The following is a 21,183-nucleotide window of genomic DNA, read 5'->3' as shown; positions in this document are numbered from 1 at the left end:
CGCCGACGACTGCACCGGGAGATTCCATGACGGCGACTTCCGCCTTCCCTTCGATATCCGAAGCGACGATGATGCCGCGCGTCATCCGGCTCGGCCCGAATCTCTACGGCGCGGCCTTCACGCTGATGAAGCTGCTCCCGGCCCATCACATTCTCCAAGAGGCGGAGAAACGAGGGGAACTGGGCCCCGACACCGTGATCGTCGAGACCACCTCGGGCACCTTCGGTCTCGCCCTGGCCATGCAGGCCGCCCTGATGCGCCGCAAGCTGATCCTGGTCAGCGACCCCGCGATCGACGCCAACCTCTACCGGCGGCTGACGGACCTCGGGGCCCGCGTGGAGATCTGCCACGAACCGGCGGAGGTCGGCGGGTTCCAGGAGGCCAGACTGCGCCGGCTCGCCGAGATCCGCGCGGGACTGCCGGACTCCTTCTGCCCCGAGCAGTACACCAATCCGGGCAACCCGGGCGCGTACCGGCTGGTCGCGCAGCAGCTCGAGGGGACCCTCGGCGCCGTGGACGCGGTGATCGGCCCGGTCGGCTCCGGCGGCTCGATGTGCGGCACCGTACGGGCGCTGCGCGAGCGCACCCCGAACACCGAGGCCATCGGCGTGGACAGCCACCACAGCGTGCTCTTCGGACAGCCCGACGGCCCCCGGGAGCTGCGCGGGCTCGGCAACAGCCTGTGGCCCGCCAACCTCGACCACCGGGTCTTCGACGAGGTGCACTGGCTCACCGCCGGCGAGGCGTTCGCCTCCACCCGGGCCCTGCACGCCCGCCACGCCCTCTTCCAGGGGCCGACCAGCGGCGCCGCCTACCTCGTCGCCCGCTGGTGGGCCGAGCGCAACCCCGACCGCACCGGGGTCGTGATGCTCCCCGACGAGGGCTACCGCTACCAGGCCACCGTCTACGACGACAGCTGGCTCGAGGCCAATGGCTTCCCGCTGCGCGAACGCCCGGCGACGCCCGTCGCCGCGACCGGCCCCGACGCGGCGGGGGCCGACCGGTGGACCCGGTTCGCCTGGGACCGCAGGGCCTACGAGGAGATCCCCGGCGCCGTTCCCCGGCACGCCCCCTCGGCCGCCCCGCAGCCCGTGGAGGTGGGAGCGTGAGCGCGCCCTCGATCACCGGTACGGGCCGGCTGGAGCAGGGCCTGGGCGCCCGTACCCGCCGCGTCGTCTACGGCGAGCCCGGCCCCGAGGCCGTACGGCGCGAGCTGGAGGCCACCAGCACCGTCGACCTGGCCCACGTGGTCATGCTCGGCGAGAGCGGGCTGCTCCCCGGACCCGCCGCGGCGGCCCTGCTGGACCGGATCCGGCGGCTGCGCGAGAGCGGCTTCGCCGAGCTGACCGGCCGCCGGGCCCCTCGCGGCCTCTACCTCATGTACGAGGGCTACCTCGTGGAGGAGCTCGGCGCCGACATCGGCGGGAAGGTGCACACCGCGCGCTCCCGCAACGACATCAAGGCCACCATGACCGCGATGCGCCTGCGCGCCGAACTCACCGATCTGCTCGGCGAGACACTGCGCCTGCAGGCGGGTCTGCTCTCCCGGGCCCGCCGGCACGACGATGCCGTGATGCCCGTCTACACCCACTTCCAGCCCGCGATGCCCATCAGCTACGGCTACTACCTGGCCGGGATCGCCACCGCCCTGGACCGCGACATCACCGCGCTGCGCCACACCATCGGCGAACTCGACCGCTGCCCGCTGGGCGCCGGCGCAGTCGCCGGCACGGACCTGCCGATCGACCCCGCCCGCACGGCCGGCCTGCTGGGCTTCCGCGGCCCCACCCTGCACGCCACCGACGCGGTGGCGGCCCGCGACACCCTGCTGCGCGCCCTGGGCGTCGTGGCGTCGGCGGCGGTCACGCTGAGCCGGCTGGCCACCGACCTCCAGCTGTGGAGCACCCAGGAGTTCGGGTTCGTGGAGTTCCCCGAGCGGCTGGTCGGCGGCAGCTCCGCGATGCCGCAGAAGCGCAACGCCTTCCTGCTGGAGCACGTCAAGGCCAAGGCGGCCTGGGCGGTGGGCGCCTGGACCGCCTCGGCCTCCGCGGCCAAGTCCACCCCCTTCACCAACTCCATCGAGGTCGGGACCGAGGCCGTGGCCGTGGCCTGGCCCGCACTGGCCGCCGTACGGGAGTCCGTCCTGCTCGGCCAGGTGCTGGTCTCCGGCGCCCGCCCGGTCACCGCCCGCATGGAACAGCGGGCCCGGGAGGGCTTCACCACCGCCACCGTGATCGCCAACCGGCTGGTGGGCGAGGGGGTGCCGTTCCGGACCGCGCACCATGTGGTGGGCCGGGCCGTGCGGGACGCGATCGCCTCCGGCGAGCACGAACTCACCAAGATCGAGACGCCGGAGGGGGTGACCGACTTCGGCGGCGCACTGCCCTCGCTCGCCGAGGTCGTCGCCGACCTGAACCGGGGCGGCGGCCCCGGCGAGTGCGCCGCCGTCGTCACCACCCTGAGGGACCGGCTCGCCGGACACGGGGAGTGGATCACGGCTCACCGCAAGGGGCTGCGCGATGCCGAGCGCCGCCTGGACGCCGATGTGGCCGCCGTCGTGGCACGTCACACCGAGGGAGGGACGAGATGACCGAGAACGGCGCCGCCTTCGCCTTTCTGGAGAGCAACACCACCGGCACCGGAAGGGAGTTCTGCGCCGCCGCCCGGGCCCGCGGGATGCGGCCCGTCCTGCTGAGCCGCGACCCCGGCCGGTATCCGTACGCCGCGGCGGACGGGGTGGACACGGTGGTGCTGGACACCGCCGATCCGCAGGCCGTCCTGGACGCCTGCACCCGTATCGCACCGGCCGCCATCGCCTCCAGCTCCGAGTACTTCGTCGACATGGCGGCCCGGATGGCGGCCAAGCTGGGCCTGCCGGGACCGGACGGCGACGCCGTCGCGCGCTGCCGCTCCAAGGACACCCAGCGGGCCGTGCACGCGGCCGCCGGTGTCCCGGTACCGGCCTTCGCGGCGGTCACCTCGGCCGGCGAAGCCGCCGACGCCGCCGCCCGGATCGGCTTCCCCGTGGTCCTCAAGCCCGTCAGCGGCTCCGGCTCGGCCGGCGTCCGGCTGTGCGGGGACCGCAGGCAGGCCCGCACATGGGCGGACCGGCTGCTGGCCGACGGGTCCGCCACCGTACTGGTCGAAGCGGCGGTCCGCGGCCCCGAGTACTCGGTCGAGACCTTCGACGGCGCGGTGGTGGCAGTGGTCGCCAAGCACGTCGGGCCCGAGCCGTACTTCGTGGAGACCGGGCACGACGTTCCCGCCCCCGTCCCCGCCGCCACCGCAGAGGTGCTCGGAGCCACCGCCGTACGGGCCGTCGCCGCGCTCGGCCTCGGCTACGGAGCGGCCCACACCGAACTGCGGCTCGGCTCCGACGGACCCGTGGTCATCGAGGTCAACCCGCGCCTGGCGGGCGGCATGATCCCGGTCGCCGTCCGCGCCGCGACCGGCGTCGACCTGGTCGACGCCGTCATCGCCCGGGCCGCCGGACGGCCGGCCGCCCTGCCCGGCCCCGCAGCCGGACACGCCTCCGTCCGCTTCGTCCAGGTGGCCACGGAGGGCCGGGTCACCGCCATCGACGGCCTGGCCGACGCCGCGGCCGCCCCGGGCGTGGCCGCCGCGGCCGCCACCACCGCGGTGGGCCGCGACGTCCGGGTGACGCACTCCTTCCAGGACCGCCTGGCCTGCGTGGTCGCCGCCGGCCCGGACCACGCGACCGCGTCCCGCCGCGCCACGGCGGCGACGGCCCTGATCGACATCACAGTGGAGGAACTCCCCCGATGAAAGGCGCCCTGTCCACCCCCGCCACCGAGATCCCGCGGGGCACCGCACCTGCGGCCACCGCCCCGGCCGCACCGGCACCGGCCGCCCCGGCCACGACACCCACCCGGGTTCCCCACTGGGTCACGGCGGGCGCGGACGAGGGCTCGGGCGCGGGCCCCGGCGCCGGCTCACGGGTGGTGGCCGTGCCGGGGGAACTGGTGGCCGCGCTCGCGCGGACGGCCACCGCGCTCGGGGTCCGGCCGGCCGTGCTGCTCGCGGCCGCCCACGCCCGCGTGCTCGCCACCGTCGCCGCCGAGCGCGACCTGCGCACCGGCCTCGCCGACGGCTCCGGCGTGCGGGAAGTGCGCCTCACCCTGGCCCCGTCCAGCTGGGCCGGGCTCGCCGCCGCGACCGAGGCGGCCCTGGCCTCGGCCGCGGCGCCCGACGGGCCCCGCCCCGAGGTGGTCCTCGACCTGACCGAGGGCGCCGGCGCGCCGCCCGCCCCCGGCGAGAGGCTGCGGGTCCACTGGCGCACGGCCGGGCCCGACCCCCGGCTGGAGCTGCGCCACGACCCCCGCACCCTGGACGCCGCGTACGCCGACCGCCTCGCCGGCTACCACCTGACCGCCCTGCGCCTGCTCACCGAAGATCCGTCCGCCCGCCACGACCGGCAGAGCCTGCTTGCCCCGCAGGAGATCGAGACCCAGCTCTACGGCCTCGCCGGACCCCGCACCGAGCTCCCCGACGCCGTCCTCACCGACCTCTTCGAGGAGCGGGTCCGCCGCCACCCCGGCGCCGTCGCCGCCCAGCACGGCGCCCGCACCTGGACCTACCGCGAGCTCGCCGCCCGCGCGGACCGCACGGCGCACGCGCTGCTCACCGCCGGCTGCGCCCCGCAGGACATCGTCGCCGTCCTCATGGACCGCTCGCTCGAATGGATCGCCACCGCCCTCGGCGTCCTCAAAGCCGGCGCCGTCTACCTCCCCATGGGCCCCGACCTGCCCGTGGAGCGGATCGCCGCCCAGCTGTCCGCCGCCGCGGCCTCCTTCGTGCTCGCCGAACCCGCCACCGACGCCCTCGCCCGCCGGGCCGCGGCCGCCACCGCGCACCCCCCGGCCGTGCTCTGCGCACACGAGTCCCTCTCCGCGCCGCTCCCCGACGGCCGGCCCGGGGCGGACGCGGGCACCCGCAGCCCCACCCGCGTCCGCCCCGGGCACGCGGCGTACATCTACTTCACCTCGGGCTCCACGGGCGAGCCCAAGGGCGCCGTGTGCGAGCACGCCGGTCTCCTGAACCACCTCCTCGCGAAGGCCGCGGACATGGGGCTGACCGACGCCGCCGGCGCCGAGATCGTCGCCCAGACCGCACCGCAGAGCTTCGACATCTCCCTCTGGCAGTTCGCCGCCCCCCTGCTGACCGGCGGCGCCACCCGCATCGTGTCGACCGACGTCCTCCTCGACGTGGACGGATTCCTCGACGAGATCACCGCGGGCCGCGTCACCGTCGCCCAGACCGTGCCCGCGTACCTGGAAGTGCTCGTCCGGCACCTGGAGCGCAGCCCCCGCCCCCTCGGAGCCCTGCGCGCCGTCTCCGTGACCGGCGAGGTCCTCGCCCCGGCCCTGGTCCGCCGCTGGTTCGCGCTCTGCCCGGACATCCCCCTGGTCAACGCCTACGGCGCGACGGAGGTCTGCGACGACACCATGCACGAGCTCCTCGACCGCGCCCCCGAGCCCGGCCGCCCCGTCCCCCTCGGCCGCTCCCTGCCCAACGTCAACACCTACGTCCTGGACGAGAACCTCGCCCTGGTCCCGCTCGGCTCGGCGGGCGAGATCGCCTTCTCCGGCGTCTGTGTCGGCCGCGGCTACGCGGGCGACCCGGAACGCACCCAGCAGGTCTTCGTACCCGACCCGTTCCGGGCCGGCACCCGGATGTACCGGACCGGCGACTTCGGCCGCTGGCTCCCGGACGGCCGGATGGAGTACCTCGGCCGGCACGACGAGCAGGTCAAGATCCGCGGCTTCCGCATCGAACTCGGCGAGATCGAGAGCAAGCTCCTCGCCGTGAGCGGCGTGCGCGAGGCGGCGGTGGTCGTCGTCGGCGACGCGGGCATCCACCGTCACCTCGTGGCCTTCTTCACCACCGATGCCGACAACGCCACCGACGGCAGCGGCAGCGGCAGCGGCAGCGGCCCCACCGTCGAGCAGGCCCGTACCCGCCTGGCGGCCGCCCTCCCCGACTACATGGTGCCCAGCTACCTCCATCCGCTGCGCCGCCTGCCCCGCACCGCCAACGGCAAGGCCGACAAGAAGGCCCTCGCCGAGCTGGCGAGCACCCTCGGCCACGGCGGCGACGGCCACACCGGCCCGGCCACCGCCACGGAGCGCCGGCTGGCCATGCTGTGGGCGGAGGTCCTCGGCGTACCGCTGGAACGCATCGGGCGCCACGACAACTTCTTCTCGCTGGGCGCCAGTTCCCTCGCCGCGGTCCGTGTGACCGTACGGCTCGACCGGGCGCTGTCCATGAAGGAACTGGTCGCCCACCCGGTCCTGTCCGATCTGGCCGCCCTGCTCGACGGACGCGGCCGCGGCGAGCCCCGGGACACAGCGCCGCCGCTGCTGCACCCGCTGCTCGCGGTCCGCAACCCGCGCCACACCCTCGTGTGCCTGCCCTACGCGGGCGGCAGCGCCCTGAACTTCCGCGCCCTGGCGGCCGAGCTGGAGGGCGAGGGCATCGCGGTCCTGGGCGCGGAACTGCCCGGCCACGACTTCGCGGCCGAGGACGAGCCGCTGGAGGACGTGGGCGCCCTCGCCGCACGGGCCCGCGACGAGATCCTCGCGCAGGTCACCACGCCCGTACTCCTCTGGGGCCACAGCTCGGGCGCCGCCGCGGCCCTGGAGACCGCACGCCTGCTCCAGGAGGCCGGCCGGCCCGTCGAACGCGTCTTCATCGGGGGCCGGTTGCTGCCGGGGGCGCAGACGCTGCGGGCGGAGCTGGCCGAGGCGGCGGCGGCGGACCGGGACGTGCTGCTGGGCCGGCTGCGCTCCGACAACGCGTACGTGGAACTGGACGCCTTCAGCCCCGAGCGGGCGGCGGCCGTGGACCGGGCCTACCGGCACGACGTGATCACCGCCAACCGGCACCTGCTGGGCGTCCTGGACGACCCGCGGGCGCACCGGATCGACGCCCCCGTGGAGGTGGTGGTGGCCCGCGACGACAGGTGGACCGCCCCCGCCGGCCCGGACGCGTACCGGGCGTGGCGTACGGTCTCCGACCGCGTCACGCTGCACGAACTCGAAGAGGGCGGACACTACTTCCCCGGTACCAGGCCGGCGGAGACCGCCGACGTGGTGAGGAGGACCACCGGATGATCACGACCCAGACGGCAGCGCCGGTCAGCCCGGCGGCTGTACCCGCCACCGGCTACCGGAAGGTGGCCGCCAGCGGCGTCAGCACGGCCTTCGGCACCTTCGGCGAGCTGCTCCAGGGCGTCCTGCCCGAGGAGGACGGCAACTTCCTGGTGACCCTGCCGGTGGCCCGCTGGTCCATGGTCCGGTTCGAGATACGGCCGGACGAGCCGGGGCTCCAGGTGTGGCCACCGCACAAGAAGAAGGCGCTCCGGCTCACCGCCATGATCCTTCAGGACGAGGGGCTGGAACCCGCGGGCCTGTTGCGGATCGACAGCACCCTGCCCGAGGGCAAGGGGCTGGCCAGCTCCTCGGCCGACCTGGTGGCGACCGCCCGGGCCGTGGCCAACGCGCTCGGCGTCCCGATGCCGCCGCGCCGCATCGAGCGGTACCTGGCCAGGATCGAACCGACCGACGGGGTGCTCTACCCCTCGGTGGTGGCCTTTCACCACCGCAGCGTCAGACTCCGCGCCCGGCTGGGCTCCCTGCCCTCGATGGCGGTGGTCGGCGCGGACGAGGGCGGCGCGGTGGACACCGTCGCCTTCAACAACATCCCCAAGCCGTTCACGGACGCCGACAAGCACGAGTACGCGCGGCTGCTGGACCGGATCACCGGCGCGGTGGCCGCGCGCGACCTGGCGGAGGTCGGCCGGGTCGCCACCGCCAGTGCCCGGATGAACCAGGTCCTGCGCCACAAGTGGTCCCTGGAGCCGATGATCGGCATCTGCGAGGAGGTCGGCGGCCTGGGCGTGGTCGTCGGGCACAGCGGCACCACGCTCGGCATCCTGATGGACACCGACGCCCCCGACTGCCCCGCCCGGCTGGCCGTGGCGGCCCAGTTGTGCCAGGAGCTCGTCGGCAATGTGACGGTCTACCGGACCCTGACCTTCCACTGACCCCGGGCGGTTGACCCACTGACGCCGCACCGGCGTCCCGCGGACGCCCCGCAGGCGCCCCGCGGGCCCTTGCGCCCCGATACGTTTCCGGCCCCCGGGACGAGCGACTACGCTCGTCCCGGGGGCCGTTGCGCATCCGACGAGAAAACCGCCCCGCTTCCGCTTCGGGCCATCCCCGGTGTCCACCAGTCGGTGGACCCAAGGTTCAACCGGTCGAGCCTGTCGCCGACATACCTGCTCCGACCAGCATGTATGTCATGACGAACCCCACCGTACGCATCGCTCGATGGAGTGCCCGCAACCCCTGGCGGGCCATCACCGGCTGGCTCCTCTTCGTGGTCCTCTGCCTGGGGGCGGGCATCGCGATCGGGTCCAACCCCGCGGCCAGCGAGGACTTCCGCATCGGCGAGGCCGGCCGGGCCGAGGCCATCGCCGCCGAGGGCGGCCTCCAGCTGAAGCCCACGGAGCGGGTACTGATCCACGCCAAGCCCGGCGCCGGCGCCCTGGACCCGGCCCTGGCCGAGGCCGCCGCCCGCGACATCGGCGCCCGGATGGCCGCGCTTCCCGAGGTGGCGGCGGTCGGCGACCCGGTGCCCGCCGCCGACGGCTCCGCCCTCCGCGTGGACGTCACCATGAAGGGCGCCGAGTTCGACGCCAAGAAGCACGTGGACGCCCTCCTCGCGCAGACCGGCGCCGTCCAGGAGGCCTACCCCGGGCTCTGGGTGGAGGAGGTCGGCTCGCCCTCGATCAGCAAGGGCGTCGACGGCCTGCGCGACGACGACCTGGCCCGTACGGAGATCATCGCCCTCCCCGTCACCCTGATCACCCTGCTGATCGTCTTCAGCTCCATCGCCATGGCCCTCGTCCCACTGCTGCTGGCGCTCTCCTCGATCATCTCCGCCGTCGGGCTGTCGATGCTCGCCTCGCACCTCTTCCCGGACGCCGGCGTCGGCACCAACGTGATCCTGCTGATCGGCCTGGCCGTCGGCGTGGACTACACGCTCTTCTACCTCAAGCGGGAGCGCGAGGAGCGGGCCAGGGCCGGCGGCCGCCTCTCCCCGCAGGCGGTCGTCGAACTGGCCGCCGCCACCTCCGGCCGGGCCGTCGTCGTCTCCGGGCTCGCCGTCGCCATCTCCAGCGCCACCCTGTTCCTCGCCGACGACGTGATCTTCTCCTCCATCGCCACCGGGGCCATCGTCGTCACCCTGGTCGCCGTCCTGAGCTCGCTGACCGTCCTGCCCGCACTGCTGGCCAAGCTCGGCGAGCGCGCCGACCGCCGCCGGGCCCGCAAGGAGGCCCGCGCCGCCGCCAAGGGCCGTACCCTGCGCGTCAAGAAGGCGAAGACCGGCGGCGGCCGGATCACCGCGGCCGTCCTGCGGCCCACCACCAGGCACCCCGTCGCCACCCTGGCCGTGGCCACCCTCGCCATGGTCGCCCTCGCCCTGCCGGTACTGAACCTGAACCTCACCGAGATGGGCCGCGACACCCACTCCCGTGCCATCCCCGCCATGCAGATCTACGACCGGGCGATGGCCGCCTACCCCGAGCTCCACTCCACGCACCAGGTCCTCGTCAAGGCCGACGCCGACCGCCGCGGCGAGGTGACCGCGGCCCTCACCGAACTCGCCGACCGCGCCACCGCCGAGGACCCCGCCATCAGCGGCAGGCCCGTCCTGCGCACCTCCCCCGACGGCCGGATCACCATGCTGGAGATGGCGGTCGCCCACCCCGTCGGCAGCGCCGAGGCCCACACCTCCCTGCGGAACCTGCGCGCCGAGCTCATCCCCGCCACCACCGGCCGGCTCACCGGCACCGAGACCGCCGTCACCGGAGACGTGGCCCGCAACGCCGACTACCCCGCACACCAGAAGGAGAAGCTCCCGCTGATCATCGGCGCGCTGCTGCTCGTCACCTTCGTCATGACCGTCTGGGCCTTCCGCTCCCTCGTCCTCGGCCTGATCGGCATCGTCCTCAACCTGCTCTCGGCGCTCGCCTCGCTCGGCCTGCTGGTCCTCGTCTTCCAGAACGAATGGGCCGAGGGCATCCTCGTCTTCGAATCCACCGGCTCCATCGGGGCCCGGGTACCGCTCTTCCTCTTCGTGATCCTCTTCGGGCTCTCGATGGACTACCAGGTCTTCGTGATCAGCCGGATCCGGGAGGCCGCCATGAACGGCACCCCGACGCGCCAGGCCGTCCTGGAGGGCATCGGCAGCTCCGCCGGCGTGGTCACCAGCGCCGCCGTGGTCATGGTCACCGTCTTCGCCAGCTTCGCCGCCCTGCACCTGATCGAGATGAAGCAGATCGGCTTCAGCCTCGCGGCGGCGGTCCTGCTCGACGCCTTCGTGATCCGCATCCTGATCCTCCCCTCGCTCATGCTGCTCCTCGGTGAGTGGAACTGGTGGCCGTCGCGCGGGATGCGCAAGGTCCGCGCGCAGGCTTCAGCGGAACCTCAGCCGGCGACCGTAGGCTGACGTCATGAGCGAACGGCCGCAGCCCATCGACCGGTTGACCGTCCAGAAGTTCATCGGCTGGTACACGGCGGCCTGGGCGCTCCTCGGACTCATCCCCTCCGTCGTCGGGGTGGAGAACGACTCGGGAGCACCCAAGTGGGGGGCCCTGGCCCTCCTGGCGGTACTCGCCTCCTGCTACACCGCGGTACGACGGTTCCCGGACAATCCGGTGCTGCGTCCCCAGGCGTACCTGGCCCTCCTGGCCCTCGGCCTGGGGGCCATGGGCGGCCTCCCGGGCGGCGGGGCGGCCCTGTTCATCGTCTCCCTCCCGCAGTTCTGGCTCTTCGCCACCTCCACCCGCGCCGCGATCGTCCTCAGCGGCGCGGCCGCCGCGGCCACCGTCGTCGGCAGCACCCTGCGCAGCGACGAGTCCCTGACCGGGAACGTGGTCTTCGTCTTCATCGGGTACGCCGCCTCGGTGCTGACCGGCCTCCTGATCCACCGTCTCGTGGCCGACGGCGACGCCCGGGCCGGACTGCTGGGCGCCGAGCTGGAGAGCACCCAGGCCCGGCTGGCCGAGGCCCACCGGCGGCAGGGCGCGGCGGACGAGCGGGAACGGATGGCCCGGGAGATCCACGACACCCTCGCCCAGGGCTTCGCCTCCATCATCGTGCTGGCGGAGGCGGCCCGCTCGACCGTCGCGTCGGACCCGGAGCGCACCGGGCAGCAGCTGGTCTCCATCGAGCAGACCGCCCGCGAGAACTTCGCCGAGGCCCGGGTACTGGTCGGCTCCGCCCCGCAGAGCGGTCTGGCCCCCGGCTCGGTCGCGGTCACCCTGCGCCGCACCCTGGACCGGTTCACTCAGGACACCGGCCTGACCGTCGAGGCGGAATTGCCGCCGGACGTCACCTGCGACCAGCAGACCCGGATCGCCCTGCTGCGCTGCACCCAGGAGTCGCTGGCCAACGTGCGCAAGCACGCCCGTGCCACCACGGTCGGTGTGGTCCTCACCCAGCACCCGCACGCCATCGAGCTGGAGATCACCGACGACGGGAACGGCTTCGTCGTCGAGGACTCCCGCGGCTTCGGTCTCGACGGCATGCGCAAGCGCCTCGCCGAGCTGGACGGCGACCTCACCGTGACCAGTTCCCCCGGGGACGGCACCCGCATCCTCGCCACGATCCACACGAACGGAGCCTGACATGGAGACGAGCGGACGCATCCGGGTCATCGTCGTGGACGACCACACGGTGATGCGGGCCGGCGTCGTCGCCCTCCTCGCCCCCGAGCCCTCCATCGCCATCGTCGGCGAGGCCGACAACGGGCAGGAGGCCGTCGCCCTCGTCGGCGACCTGCGGCCCGACGTGGCCCTGATCGACCTGCGGATGCCGGTCATGGACGGGGTCGCGGCCACCGCCGCGATCGTGGCCGCCCCGGTCACGACCCGCGTGCTCATCCTCACCACGTACGACACGGACGTGGAGATCGAGCGGGCCGTCGAGGCCGGCGCGATCGGCTACCTGCTGAAGGACACCACCCGCGAACAGCTCGTGAGCGCCATCCACTCGGCGGCCCGGGGCGAGACCGTGCTGGCCCCGCGGGTGGCGGAGCGGCTGGTGGCCCGGATGCGGCAGCCCGCCCCGGTGGCCCTGACCGCCCGCGAACTGGACGTACTGAGCGCGGTGGCGGACGGCCTGTCGAACTCCGACATCGGCCGCCGTCTGGTCATCGCCGAGGCCACGGTCAAGACCCACCTGCTGCGGGTCTTCGCCAAGCTGGACGTCAGCGACCGCACCCACGCGGTGGTGACCGCCATGGAACGGGGCCTGCTGACCCGCCCCGACCGCGACCGTCCCGGCGGCGCACTGTGACCCTGGCCACCCCTGCCGGCGGGCGCGGGCGGAAACGGGTGAAACGGACGGGCACAACGAAGAACCCCCGCTCCGGATCTCTCCGGAGCGGGGGTTCTGTCTGTGGGCGAGGGGGGATTTGAACCCCCACGTCCCGAAGGACACTGGCACCTGAAGCCAGCGCGTCTGCCGTTCCGCCACTCGCCCGAGCAGCACCCCAGTGGATCTTCCCTTTCGGGCCTTTCCCCTGGCGACGTCGAAAGATTAGCACGGAGAACGGGGTGGATTCACATCGCTTTCCGGGCACCCCCGCACCCCGGTACGGACTGCCCCTCCCGCACTCCGCTCCCGGTGCGGGACACTGTCCCTTGGGCGCCCCTACGATCGCTTGTGAGGACCAACACTCGTCCTCACAGGTGCGCTGGGGAACCACCTGAATCCGCCACGCGTGGATACGATCAGTAAGCAGTACAGGGCGACAGCTACGGAGGAGGTGCCCCATGGGAGTCCTGAAGCGGTTCGAGCAGCGACTCGAAGGTCTGGTGAACGGCACCTTCGCCAAGGTGTTCAAGTCCGAGGTCCAGCCGGTGGAGATCGCCGGAGCCCTCCAGCGGGAGTGCGACAACAACGCCACCATCTGGAACCGCGAGCGGACCGTCGTCCCCAACGACTTCATCGTCGAGCTCAGTGCCGGGGACTACGACCGCCTGAGCCCCTACTCCGGGCAGCTCGGCGACGAGCTCGCGGGCCTCGTGCGCGACTACGCCAAGCAGCAGCGCTACAGCTTCATGGGCCCCATCAAGGTCAACCTGGAGAAGGCCGAAGACCTCGACACCGGGCTCTACCGGGTCCGCAGCCGCACCCTCGCCTCCAGCACCTCCCAGCCGCAGGCCCCCCAGGGCGGGCAGCAGGGCGGTCAGGCCGGCCAGGGCGGTTACGGGTACCCCCCGGCGGAGCAGGGCGGCTACGGGTACCCCCCGGTCGCGGCCCCGCCCATGCCCAGCGCCCCGCCCCCGGGCGGACCCGGCGCGCGACGGCCCGCTCCCGGCGGACCCGTCGGAGTCCCTCCCGTGGCGGGCCCGGGCGGCGCCCGGCGCCACTGGATCGAGATCAACGGCACCCGCCACCAGATCTCGCGCCCCACGCTCGTACTCGGCCGAAGCACGGAAGCCGACGTGCGGATCGACGACCCCGGCGTATCCCGTCGGCACTGTGAGATCCGGACCGGAACGCCCTCGACGATCCAGGATCTCGGGTCCACCAACGGCATCGTGGTGGACGGGCAGCACACCACCCGCGCTACGCTCCGCGACGGCTCGCGGATCGTCGTGGGCAGCACCACCATCATTTACCGGCAAGCCGAAGGGTGAAGCGGGGGCAATGTCAGAGCTGACCCTGACGGTCATGCGGTTGGGTTTCCTGGCCGTTCTGTGGCTGTTCGTCATCGTGGCCGTACAGGTCATTCGCAGCGATCTCTTCGGGACGCGCGTGACCCAACGCGGCTCCCGTCGTGGCGCCGCGGGCGCCGCCGGCGCCCCGCAGCAGGCGGGCCGCCAGGCCGCGCCTCCACAGCAGCGCCAGCGGCGCGGCGCACCCACCAAGCTCGTCGTCTCCGAGGGCATCCTCACCGGAACCACGGTGGCCCTCGCCGGCCAGACGATCACGCTGGGCCGCGCGCACGACTCCACGATCGTGCTGGACGACGACTACGCGTCCAGCCGTCATGCCAGGATCTATCCCGACCGTGACGGCCAGTGGATCGTCGAGGATCTCGGGTCCACCAACGGCACGTATCTCGACCGGACCCGGCTGACCACCCCGACGCCCATTCCGCCGGGCGCACCGATCCGCATCGGCAAGACCGTCATCGAGCTGCGGAAGTAGTACGAGAATGAGCGAGCGGAGCGAGCGCGGCGCGGCGATCCGTCCCACCGAGGACACGGACCCGAGCGCGCTCCCGACCGGAGGGTGGGCAGTGTGGCTCGAGACCGGTTGTACCCGGAGGCAGCTTCGTCGACAGGGCAGGTGCGCATGAGTCTGTCCTTGCGGTTCGCCGCCGGATCACACAAGGGCATGATCCGTGAGGGGAACGAGGACTCCGGCTACGCCGGGCCCCGTCTCCTCGCGATCGCCGACGGCATGGGAGGCCAGGCCGCCGGCGAGGTCGCGAGCTCCGAGGTGATCTCCACCCTCGTGCAGCTCGACGACGACGTCCCGGGCTCCGACATCCTCACCTCGCTCGCCACGGCCGTGCAGCGCGCCAACGACCAGCTGCGCGTGATGGTCGAGGAAGACCCCCAGCTCGAGGGCATGGGGACCACCCTGACCGCCCTGCTGTGGACCGGTCAGCGCCTCGGACTCGTTCACGTCGGCGACTCCCGCGCCTATCTGCTCCGCGACGGCGTCCTCACCCAGATCACCCAGGACCACACCTGGGTGCAGCGCCTCGTCGACGAGGGGCGGATCACGGAGGAGGAGGCCACCACCCACCCGCAGCGCTCCCTGCTGATGCGCGCGCTGGGCAGTGGCGACATCGTCGAGCCCGACCTCTCCATCCGTGAGGTCCGGGCCGGTGACCGCTACCTGATCTGCTCCGACGGGCTCTCCGGCGTCGTCTCCCACCAGACCCTGGAGGAGACCCTCGCCGACTACCACGGCCCCCGCGAGACCGTGCAGTCCCTGATCCAGCTCGCGCTGCGCGGCGGCGGACCCGACAACATCACCTGCATCGTCGCCGATGTCCTCGACACCGACAGCGGCGACACGCTCGCCGCCCAGGTCAGCGACACCCCGGTGGTCGTCGGCGCGGTCGCCGAGAACCAGCACCAGCTCTTCGACGGCGGCAACGCCATGCAGACCCCGGCCGGCCGGGCCTCGGGCCTCGGCCGCCAGTCCCCGCCTCCCGGCGCCTTCGGTCCGCCCGGCAGCGGCGAGGCCCCCGGCTACGGGTACGCGGACCAGGGCCAGGGCGGCGGCAACGGCTACGGCAGCTTCGGCGAGGCCGACGCCTACGACGCCGACTCCGGCTACGAGGACACGTACAACCACCCCCGCAGGCGCCGCAGCAAAGGGCGCAAGTGGACCACCCGTACGCTGACCCTGCTCATCGTGGCCGGCGTCATCGGCGGCGGCCTCTACGCGGGCTGGCGCTGGACCCAGACGCAGTTCTACGTCGGCGTGAAGGGCGAGCACATCGCGCTCTTCCGCGGCATCAGCCCGAAGCTGGGGCCGCTGGAGCTCTCCAAGGTGGAGACCGACCGCCCCGACATCGAACTGAAGTACCTGCCGCCCTTCAAGCGGAAGCTCGTCGAGGCCACCATCAGCGAAGGCAGCCTCGACGCCGCCCGCAAGAAGCTCGACGATCTCGGCGTCCAGGTGTCCGCCTGCAAGAAGGACGAGGAGCGCCGCAACGCCGAGGCGCAGAACAGCCAGACGCCCGCCCCCAGCCTGACTCCCGAGGAGCAGCAAATGGTCGGGCTGTGCGGGAAGTAGTAGACATACGCGGGCGCAGGGGGCCTGCCACACCATGAGCGTTGTCACCAATACGACCACCATCGGCGCCATCGAGCTGCCGAGCAGGCGGAACACCGAGCTGATGCTGCTCGGTTTCGCCGTGCTCATCCCGATGTTCGCCTACGCCAACGTGGGCCTCGCGATCAACGGCACCCTGCCGCCCGGCATGGTTCTCTACGGTCTCGGCCTCGGCGCCCTCGCCGGGGCCGCGCACCTCGTCGTGCGCCGGTACGCCAAGTACGCCGACCCGCTGCTGCTGCCGCTGGCCACGCTCCTCAACGGGCTGGGCCTCGTCCTGATCTGGCGCCTGGACCAGTCCGAGCGCCTGCAGAACCTCGCCAAGCGCTCCTACGGCGCCTTCTCCCCCTCCGCGCCCAACCAGCTGCTCTACACGGCGCTGGCCATCGCACTGTTCGCGGGAGTCCTGCTGGTCCTCAAGGACCACCGCGTCCTGCAGAGGTTCACCTACATCTCGATGGTCGCGGCCCTGGTGCTGCTGCTCCTGCCGCTCGTCCCCGGCCTCGGCGCCGACGTCTTCGGCGCCAAGATCTGGATCCGCGTCGCCGGATTCTCCATCCAGCCCGGTGAGTTCGCGAAGATCGTCCTCGCGGTGTTCTTCGCCGGCTACCTGATGGTCAAGCGCGACGCCCTGGCCCTGGCCTCCCGCCGGTTCATGGGCCTCTACCTGCCGCGCGGCCGCGACCTCGGCCCGATCCTGGTGATCTGGGCGATGAGCCTGCTCATCCTGATCTTCGAGAACGACCTCGGCTCCTCCCTGCTGTACTTCGGCATGTTCGTGATCATGCTGTACGTGGCCACCGAGCGGACCAGCTGGATCGTCATCGGCCTGCTGATGTCGGTCGGCGGCGCCGTCGTCGTCGCCGGGTTCTCCAGCCACGTCGGAGCCCGCGTCAGCGCCTGGATGGACCCCTTCGGCTGCTGGCAGCGCAGAGGCACCGACGCCGGGGCCTGCGAGCAGATCGCCCAGTCGATCATGAGCTTCGGCTCCGGCGGTGTCCTCGGCACCGGCTGGGGGCAGGGCAATTCCGACCTCATCGGCTTCGCCGCGAACTCCGACTTCATCTTCTCCACCGTCGGCGAGGAACTCGGCCTCGCCGGGGTCATGGCCTGCCTGCTGATCTACGGGCTCATCATCGAGCGGGGCGTGCGCACCGCCCTCGCCGCCCGCGACCCCTTCGGCAAGCTCTTCGCCATCGGCCTCTCCGGTGCCTTCGCGCTCCAGATCTTCGTGGTCGCCGGCGGAGTCATGGGCCTCATCCCCCTCACCGGCATGACGATGCCCTTCCTCGCGTCGGGCGGTTCCTCCGTCCTCGCGAACTGGATCCTCATCGCCGTCCTCATCCGGATCAGCGACACCGCACGCCGCCCCGCACCGGCCCCCGCCCCGTCCCCCGACTCCGAGATGACCCAGGTGGTCCGTCCGTCATGAACAAGCCCCTGCGCCGCATCTCGCTGTTCTGCGGGCTGCTCGTCCTCGCGCTGCTGATCCGCACCAACTGGCTGCAGTACGTGCAGGCCGAGGAGCTCAGCACCCGCAAGGAGAACCGACGGGTCCAGATCGCCCAGTACGCGACCGAGCGGGGCAACATCATCGTCGGGGGCGATCCGATCACCGGCTCCACGGTCACCAACGGCAGCGACTACAAGTACAAGCGGACCTACACCAACGGCGAGCTGTGGGCCCCCGTCACCGGGTACGCCTCGCAGGCCTTCGGCTCCACCCAGCTGGAATCGCTCGAGGACGGCATCCTCACCGGCAACGACGACCGGCTGTTCTTCGACCGCACCATCGGCATGTTCACCGGGGAGAAGAAGCAGGGCGGCAACGTCGTCACCACGCTCAACCCCGAGGCCCAGAAGGCGGCGTTCGAGGCGCTGGGCAAGAAGAAGGGCGCCGTCGCGGCCATCGACCCGCGCACCGGCGCCATCCTGGCCCTGGTCTCCACCCCCTCGTACGACCCCGGGCGCTTCGCGGGCAACTCCAAGGACGACGAGAAGGCCTGGGTCGAGCTGAAGGACAGCGAGGACAAGAACCTCGTCAACCGCGCCCTGCGCGAGACCTACCCGCCGGGCTCCACCTTCAAGGTGGTCACGGCGGCCGCCGCGCTGGAGCACGGCGTCGTCTCGGACATCAACGCCCCGACGGACACCCCCGAGCCGTACTTCCTGCCCGGCACCAAGACCGTGATGGTCAACCACGCCCAGGGCTGCGAGAAGGCGAGCCTGAACAAGGCCCTCGAGGTGTCCTGCAACTCCGTCTTCGCGAACATGGGCGACAAGGTCACCCGCGACAAGATGGTGGAGACGTCGGAGAAGTTCGGCTTCAACAACGACAAGATCGATATTCCGGTCCGCGCGTTCGCCAGCATCTACGACAAGAAGATGGGCAAGGACGGCAACGCCCAGAGCTCGATCGGGCAGTTCAACACCGCCGCCACCCCGCTCCAGATGGCCATGGTCACCGCGGCGATCGCCAACGACGGCAAGCTGATGAAGCCGTACATGGTCGACCACCTCACGGCTCCCAACCTGGACATGATCGAGAAGCACGATCCCCAGGAGATGAGCCGCCCGCTCTCCGCCGCCAACGCGGAGAAGGTGCAGCAGATGATGGTCAACGTCGTCGAGAACGGCACCGGTGGCAAGGCGAAGATGAAGGGCGTGACGGTCGGCGGGAAGACCGGTACCGCGCAGCACGGCGAGGGCAACAAGAAGCGCCCGTACGCCTGGTTCATCTCCTACGCCGAGACCCCGGACAAGAGCTCGCCCGTCGCCGTCGCCGTCGTGATCGAGGACAGCGAGGCCGACCGCGAGGACATCAGCGGTGGCGGTCTCGCCGCCCCCGTCGCCAAGGCGGTCATGGAAGCGGTCCTGAAGAGCCAGGGGTAACCGGGCCGCGACGGTCCGGAGCGGAGTGACGCACATCACTGAATCCCGCCCGGATCCGAGCGTACGGTACCTGTCCAGTATCAGCCTGTGGCCCCGAACCGATCACGGACGATCGGCCGGTAGCCTTTGCGCGAACAGCACACCGCCGGACCACACACAGGTGCGGTCGGGACTGACGGAGAGGGCTGCAACGTTATGGAAGAGCCGCGTCGCCTCGGCGGCCGGTACGAGCTGAGCCACGTGCTCGGCCGTGGTGGCATGGCCGAGGTCTACCTCGCCCACGACACCCGGCTCGGCCGTACCGTCGCCGTCAAGACCCTGCGTGCCGATCTCGCCCGTGACCCGTCCTTCCAGGCCCGGTTCCGGCGCGAGGCCCAGTCGGCCGCGTCCCTGAACCATCCGGCGATCGTCGCGGTCTACGACACCGGCGAGGACTACGTCGACAACATCTCCATCCCGTACATCGTGATGGAGTACGTCGACGGTTCCACACTGCGCGAGCTGCTGCACTCGGGCCGCAAGCTGCTGCCCGAGCGCACGCTGGAGATGTGCATCGGCATCCTCCAGGCCCTCGAGTACTCGCACCGTGCCGGCATCGTGCACCGCGACATCAAGCCCGCGAACGTGATGCTCACGCGGACCGGCCAGGTCAAGGTCATGGACTTCGGCATCGCCCGCGCCATGGGCGACTCCGGCATGACCATGACGCAGACGGCGGCCGTCATCGGCACCGCCCAGTACCTCTCGCCGGAGCAGGCCAAGGGCGAGCAGGTCGACGCGCGCTCCGACCTCTACTCCGCGGGCTGCCTGCTCTACGAGCTCCTCAGCGTCCGGCCCCCGTTCGTCGGCGACTCCCCCGTGGCCGTCGCCTACCAGCACGTACGGGAAGAGCCGCAGCCGCCGTCGAACTTCGACCCCGAGATCACGCCCGAGATGGACGCCATCGTCCTCAAGGCACTGGTCAAGGACCCCGATTACCGCTACCAGTCGGCCGACGAGATGCGCGCCGACATCGAGGCCTGCCTCGACGGCCAGCCCGTCGCCGCCACCGCCTCCATGGGCGCGGCCGGTTACGGCTACCCCGACCAGGGCCACGGCTACGGGCACCAGGGCTACGACCAGCCCACGGCCGCCCTGCGCACCACCGACCCCGGCGGCCAGACGTCGATGATGCCGCCCATGCCCCCGGGCGACGGCGGATACGGCTACGGCGACCAGGGCCAGGGCGGCTACGACCAGGGATCCAACCGCCGCCAGAAGAAGAGCAAGGCGTCCACCGTCCTGCTCGTGGCGGCGGGCATCCTCGTCCTCGTCGGCGCCATCCTCATCGGCCGCTCCCTGTTCGGCGGCGAGGGCGCCGACAACCGGCCCGCCGTGCCCAAGCTCGTCGGCCAGACCCTGGAGCAGGCGACGAAGAGCGCCGTCAACGTCGGACTCGTCGTGGCCAAGGGCCCGGACGCGCCCTGCGAGGACCAGCCCAAGGGCAATGTCTGCAAGCAGGACCCCGCGGCCGGCATCAATGTCGCGGAGGGCACCACGGTCACGGTGACGATCTCCACGGGCGCGCCCAAGGAGTCGGTCCCCGACGTCGTGAACCTCAAGTTCGAAGAGGCGGAGAAGGCGCTCAAGGCGAAGGGCTTCCAGGTCGACCGCAAGCCCCAGGAGTCCGAGCGCACCGCCGGCACCGTCCTGGAGCAGAACCCCAAGGGCGGCGGCGAGGCGGAGCGGAACACCGTCGTCATGCTGACCGTCGCCAAGGAGATCACCAAGGCCGAGGTCCCCGACCTGCGGGGCAAGAAGAAGGACGAGGCGGTCAAGGCCCTCACGGACGCCAAGCTCAGGCTCGGCAGCGTGACGGAGTCCGACTCGCCCGGAGCGGTACCGGGCACGGTCGTCGACCAGCAGTGGCCGCCGGGCCAGCAGCTCGAGGTGGGCAAGACGGTGAACATCACCATCGCCAAGGCCTCGCAGGCATCGGTCGTCCCGAACTTCGCCGGCCGGACCCTCGGCCAGTACAAGGACGACCTGCGGCGCGCCAACCTGAAGGTGGGCATCGTCGCCGGCCCGTCCGACGACAACGCGTTCGTGGTGGCCACCGATCCGCAGCCCGGCACCCCGGTCAACTCGGGCCAGGCCGTCAACGTGATCACCACGGGCGGCCAGCAGCAGGGCGGCAACAACAACGGCGGCGGTGGCGGCTTCATCGGCGGCCTGGGCCGCAACAACTAGCGCGACCACAGAGGTCCGGCCTCCTCCTCCCGTTCCCGGGGAGGAGGAGGCCGGACCTTTGTGCACCCCGCCCCTGTACGGCCGCCTGCGGCCCCGCCGGGGCGGGTGGGCCTCATGGGGCCACCGAGGTGCCGGCGCGGCCCACAGGGGCCTTCTGGAGTCCTGG

Annotated in this window: 14 protein-coding genes and 1 tRNA gene; 14 read left to right on the top strand and 1 reads right to left on the bottom strand. The window is 72.2% G+C overall.

Annotated elements, in window-relative coordinates; genetic code table 11:
- Nucleotides 1-26: 26 nt before the first annotated feature.
- The 8 genes from OG444_RS19895 (at nt 27) to OG444_RS19860 (ending at nt 12,386) form a co-directional block, all read left to right on the top strand.
- Complete coding sequence (locus OG444_RS19895; RefSeq protein WP_327263430.1) at nt 27-1,109, top strand: cysteine synthase family protein; 1,083 nt, start codon at nt 27-29, stop codon at nt 1,107-1,109.
- Entirely contained in the window at nt 1,106-2,590 is a 1,485-nt protein-coding gene (gene argH / locus OG444_RS19890) for an argininosuccinate lyase (protein ID WP_327263429.1), read from the top strand. Before OG444_RS19895 ends, argH begins: the two co-directional genes overlap by 4 nt.
- Nucleotides 2,587-3,786, top strand: a complete 1,200-nt coding sequence (locus OG444_RS19885; protein WP_327263428.1) for an ATP-grasp domain-containing protein — start codon at nt 2,587-2,589, stop codon at nt 3,784-3,786. The genes argH and OG444_RS19885 overlap by 4 nt, the downstream gene beginning before the upstream one ends.
- Nucleotides 3,783-7,133 (top strand): non-ribosomal peptide synthetase family protein, encoded by a 3,351-nt coding sequence (locus tag OG444_RS19880; RefSeq protein ID WP_327263427.1) that lies wholly within the window; start codon nt 3,783-3,785, stop codon nt 7,131-7,133. Before OG444_RS19885 ends, OG444_RS19880 begins: the two co-directional genes overlap by 4 nt.
- Entirely contained in the window at nt 7,130-8,065 is a 936-nt protein-coding gene (locus OG444_RS19875) for a GHMP family kinase ATP-binding protein (RefSeq protein ID WP_327263426.1), read from the top strand. Before OG444_RS19880 ends, OG444_RS19875 begins: the two co-directional genes overlap by 4 nt.
- Before the next feature lie 257 nt (nt 8,066-8,322).
- Complete coding sequence (locus OG444_RS19870) at nt 8,323-10,536, top strand: MMPL family transporter (RefSeq protein ID WP_327263425.1); 2,214 nt, start codon at nt 8,323-8,325, stop codon at nt 10,534-10,536.
- Between the two features lie 4 nt (nt 10,537-10,540).
- Nucleotides 10,541-11,716 carry a sensor histidine kinase gene (locus tag OG444_RS19865; protein WP_327263424.1) on the top strand — a complete coding sequence of 392 codons (1,176 nt, stop codon included), beginning with the start codon at nt 10,541-10,543 and terminating at the stop codon, nt 11,714-11,716.
- A gap of 1 nt (nt 11,717) precedes the next feature.
- Entirely contained in the window at nt 11,718-12,386 is a 669-nt protein-coding gene (locus tag OG444_RS19860) for a response regulator transcription factor (RefSeq protein ID WP_327263423.1), read from the top strand.
- A gap of 103 nt (nt 12,387-12,489) precedes the next feature.
- Here OG444_RS19860 and OG444_RS19855 read toward each other — a convergent pair.
- Nucleotides 12,490-12,572: transfer RNA gene (locus OG444_RS19855), tRNA-Leu, on the bottom strand.
- A 293-nt stretch (nt 12,573-12,865) separates the two neighbouring features.
- Between OG444_RS19855 and OG444_RS19850 the strand changes: the two genes are divergently transcribed.
- The 6 genes from OG444_RS19850 (at nt 12,866) to pknB (ending at nt 21,017) form a co-directional block, all read left to right on the top strand.
- Nucleotides 12,866-13,735 carry a DUF3662 and FHA domain-containing protein gene (locus tag OG444_RS19850; protein WP_327263422.1) on the top strand — a complete coding sequence of 290 codons (870 nt, stop codon included), beginning with the start codon at nt 12,866-12,868 and terminating at the stop codon, nt 13,733-13,735.
- A gap of 10 nt (nt 13,736-13,745) precedes the next feature.
- A complete protein-coding gene (locus tag OG444_RS19845; RefSeq protein WP_327263421.1) occupies nt 13,746-14,249 on the top strand; it encodes an FHA domain-containing protein FhaB/FipA in 504 nt (167 codons plus the stop codon).
- Nucleotides 14,250-14,342: 93 nt separating this feature from the next.
- Entirely contained in the window at nt 14,343-15,857 is a 1,515-nt protein-coding gene (locus OG444_RS19840) for a PP2C family protein-serine/threonine phosphatase (RefSeq protein WP_327263420.1), read from the top strand.
- Nucleotides 15,858-15,891: 34 nt separating this feature from the next.
- Nucleotides 15,892-17,328 (top strand): FtsW/RodA/SpoVE family cell cycle protein, encoded by a 1,437-nt coding sequence (locus OG444_RS19835; RefSeq protein ID WP_327263419.1) that lies wholly within the window; start codon nt 15,892-15,894, stop codon nt 17,326-17,328.
- Nucleotides 17,325-18,788 (top strand): peptidoglycan D,D-transpeptidase FtsI family protein, encoded by a 1,464-nt coding sequence (locus OG444_RS19830; protein ID WP_327263418.1) that lies wholly within the window; start codon nt 17,325-17,327, stop codon nt 18,786-18,788. The genes OG444_RS19835 and OG444_RS19830 overlap by 4 nt, the downstream gene beginning before the upstream one ends.
- A 195-nt stretch (nt 18,789-18,983) precedes the next feature.
- The gene (gene pknB, locus OG444_RS19825) at nt 18,984-21,017 is read left to right on the top strand and encodes a Stk1 family PASTA domain-containing Ser/Thr kinase (protein WP_327263417.1); all 2,034 of its coding nucleotides are present in this window, start codon (nt 18,984-18,986) and stop codon (nt 21,015-21,017) included.
- The last annotated feature ends 166 nt before the right edge of the window (nt 21,018-21,183 follow it).

Source organism: Streptomyces sp. NBC_01232, from assembly GCF_035989885.1.
Classification (GTDB): Bacteria; Actinomycetota; Actinomycetes; order Streptomycetales; family Streptomycetaceae; genus Streptomyces.
The sequence above is the reverse complement of the archived record's forward strand: the minus strand, read 5'-3'. Positions and strand labels throughout refer to the sequence as shown.

Coding starts and splice junctions, on each gene's coding strand:
- OG444_RS19850 (WP_327263422.1), top strand. CDS start 12,866: ATGGGAGTCCTGAAGCGGTTCGAGCAGCGACTCGAAGGTCTGGTGAAC.
- OG444_RS19885 (WP_327263428.1), top strand. CDS start 2,587: ATGACCGAGAACGGCGCCGCCTTCGCCTTTCTGGAGAGCAACACCACC.
- OG444_RS19895 (WP_327263430.1), top strand. CDS start 27: ATGACGGCGACTTCCGCCTTCCCTTCGATATCCGAAGCGACGATGATG.
- OG444_RS19870 (WP_327263425.1), top strand. CDS start 8,323: ATGACGAACCCCACCGTACGCATCGCTCGATGGAGTGCCCGCAACCCC.
- pknB (WP_327263417.1), top strand. CDS start 18,984: ATGGAAGAGCCGCGTCGCCTCGGCGGCCGGTACGAGCTGAGCCACGTG.
- OG444_RS19830 (WP_327263418.1), top strand. CDS start 17,325: ATGAACAAGCCCCTGCGCCGCATCTCGCTGTTCTGCGGGCTGCTCGTC.
- OG444_RS19835 (WP_327263419.1), top strand. CDS start 15,892: ATGAGCGTTGTCACCAATACGACCACCATCGGCGCCATCGAGCTGCCG.
- OG444_RS19845 (WP_327263421.1), top strand. CDS start 13,746: ATGTCAGAGCTGACCCTGACGGTCATGCGGTTGGGTTTCCTGGCCGTT.
- OG444_RS19865 (WP_327263424.1), top strand. CDS start 10,541: ATGAGCGAACGGCCGCAGCCCATCGACCGGTTGACCGTCCAGAAGTTC.
- OG444_RS19875 (WP_327263426.1), top strand. CDS start 7,130: ATGATCACGACCCAGACGGCAGCGCCGGTCAGCCCGGCGGCTGTACCC.
- OG444_RS19880 (WP_327263427.1), top strand. CDS start 3,783: ATGAAAGGCGCCCTGTCCACCCCCGCCACCGAGATCCCGCGGGGCACC.
- OG444_RS19860 (WP_327263423.1), top strand. CDS start 11,718: ATGGAGACGAGCGGACGCATCCGGGTCATCGTCGTGGACGACCACACG.